The 2,603-nt window shown below is 28.7% G+C and carries 2 protein-coding genes; one reads left to right on the forward strand and one right to left on the reverse strand.

Features of this window, described 5'->3' with window-relative positions; genetic code table 11:
* Positions 1-182: 182 nt before the first annotated feature.
* Complete coding sequence (locus KPL38_RS18920; RefSeq protein ID WP_216290689.1) at positions 183-530, reverse strand: hypothetical protein; 348 nt, start codon at positions 528-530, stop codon at positions 183-185.
* 456 nt (positions 531-986) lie between these two features.
* Here KPL38_RS18920 and KPL38_RS18925 point away from each other — a divergent pair, with 456 nt between their 5' ends.
* Positions 987-2,486, forward strand: coding sequence for an NAD(P)H-hydrate dehydratase (locus tag KPL38_RS18925; RefSeq protein WP_216290690.1), 1,500 nt, complete (start codon positions 987-989; stop codon positions 2,484-2,486).
* Positions 2,487-2,603 lie beyond the last annotated feature (117 nt).

Below are 2,603 nucleotides of genomic sequence, written 5' to 3' on the forward strand. Positions count from 1 at the left end.
TAATTACTAAATTTACCATTGTTCGTGTTATGCAATGGTCTTTTTGTTATGCAATGAAATTAACAACTACTTTCGCAAATTTACACTTGACTTTAACTAGCTGGTCTAAGTAAATATTTCTGCATAAATGTTTTTTTATATTATTTTGCATCATACAATAAATTCATTTTTTATTGTCTATACTAATCATTTATTATACATTTTTCTTCAATTTCTGAATGAATGTAATTATATCTCTCTACTAATTTCAGCCCTTTAGAAGATATATTTATTTTATCCTCATAAATTACAGTTACATTATTGTTATATTTAGTGCTGAAACTTCCGCCTTTTACAAAGACTTCTCTTTCTTCATATTTTATAAGCCCTAATTTCTTTAGTTTCTTTAAATACGAAGTAAATTCTTGTATCTGTTTTGTTGGGCATTCCTCTGTTAATCTATAGTTTTCAATTTCAAACGGCATATCTGGCTGCATATAATTATCATAAATATCGATTAACATCTCACTTTCAAATGTATTTAATTCCATATTTTTCATCTCCCATTTTATAATTTATCCTACTAATATTATCTTTAAAATTTATTTTAATAACTTGTCACGTTGTTACTGTTTAATAGCTAATAGACAACATAATTTTCAAACGTTTATGTTTGATTATGTATGTTAATGTTCGTTTTATTGTTTTATTGTTTCATTGTATTTCATTTAATTTCATTTTACTGTATTCTGTAAACGCTGTCAATAGTTGAACCTAATATAGGCAATATTATACTAACTAAATATTGTTTATATTAAGTAGTTTATTTGATACTATTAATTAAAACTGATATTATTAAAATTGAAAAAGCACTGTATGTTACCCTATTACAATTATAAAATGTAAGACAAAACAGCATGTTAAAAAATATAGCAATTGTAAATTACATCCAACCATATCTCATAGAAAAATTGCAATTGCTTATGAACCTTGGGAGGAAAATAAAAATGGAAATCGCAACTTCGCAGATAATGAAAAATATTGATCGCTATTGTATAGACGTCTTAGGAATTCCGGGTATTGTGTTAATGGAAAATGCATCACTAACGGTAATGAAAAATATACAATCAAACAATAAGAATTTCGTAATTGTTTGCTCCAGTGGAAATAACGGTGGAGATGGTTTTGCAGTAGCAAGACATCTTTTTAATAGAGGAAATTATGTCAAGGTATTTTCTCTTGGCTTTGAGAAAAATATGAGTGCAGATACCCTGGTAAATTTTAATATTATAAAAAATATGGGTGTAGAAATAATAAAAGTAAATAACAATGAAGATTTGAAAACTTTAAGAGAAAGCATAATTCACTGTGACATGACTATTGATTCTATTTTTGGGACAGGCTTATGTAGAGAAGTTAAAGGCATTTACTCTTTAGCAATTAAAATTATGAATAATAATAGTAATTATATTTTGTCAGTTGATGTTCCATCAGGATTTGAATGCAATAGTGGAAAAGTAATGGGGATTTGCATTAGAAGTAATAAAACCGTTACATTTGGACTTTATAAAAAGGGATTTATTACATATGGTGCAGATGCTTTTACTGGAGAAATTGTTATTGAGAAAATTGGAATACCAAAAAAAGCAGTAGATAAATTTCATAAAAATGAATATATAATGGATATAGACTTTATTCAAAAGTTAATAAAAAAAAGAAATAAATATTCACATAAAGGTGATTATGGAAGAACACTTATTTTAGCAGGATCATTAGGGTTTACAGGTGCTGCATATATTGCAACGCAGGCTGCTGTTCGAAGTGGAGCTGGGCTTGTTACACTAGGCTGTGACACATCAATTCAAACCATACTAAGTGAAAAATTAGTTGAAGCTATGACTGCCTCAACTAATGATGAAAAAAAATTAGATTCCTTAATAACTAAAAGTGATTGTATTGCAATTGGTCCTGGACTAGGCAATAACCAAACCACTCTAGATTTACTTGAAAAAGTTTTATTAAATTCTAACTGTCCTGTTGTAATTGATTCAGATGGTTTAAACGTGCTTGATGGCAACCTTGAAATGCTTAAAAATAAGAAACATCGGATAGTTCTTACACCTCATATAGGGGAAATGGCAAGAATATCAGGGTTTTCAATAGATGAAATAAATGAAAACAAAATAGATATAGCAAAAGAATTTGCAATCAAACACAATGTTGTTTTATTACTTAAAGGATTTAATACAATAATTACGGATGGTAAAGCCCTGTACATTAACCCTACTGGGAGTAGTGCAATGGCATCAGGTGGCATGGGGGACTGCTTAACTGGCATTATAGCCTCTTTTATATCTCAAGGTTATGACGCCTTTACTGCAGCATGTGTTGGTGCGTATATTCATGGCTACTGTGGCGATAAGCTTTCGCAAAAAATGTTTTGTATAAATGCAAATCATATTATAGAAGCGCTCCCTTTTATAATAAAAGAAATTCAAAATTTATAATGATACTATGATTAAGCCACAAAAAGCTATATTTTCTCCGGTAGGAGTTAAGCTATTTCAAATTTTAGGCTATGCCTCTTGAAAATGTTGTAAATTAATATGAAAATTTCAATAAAA

The organism is Clostridium psychrophilum, assembly GCF_018861705.1.
In the GTDB taxonomy this organism is placed as follows: Bacteria; Bacillota; Clostridia; order Clostridiales; family Clostridiaceae; genus Clostridium_AD; species Clostridium_AD psychrophilum.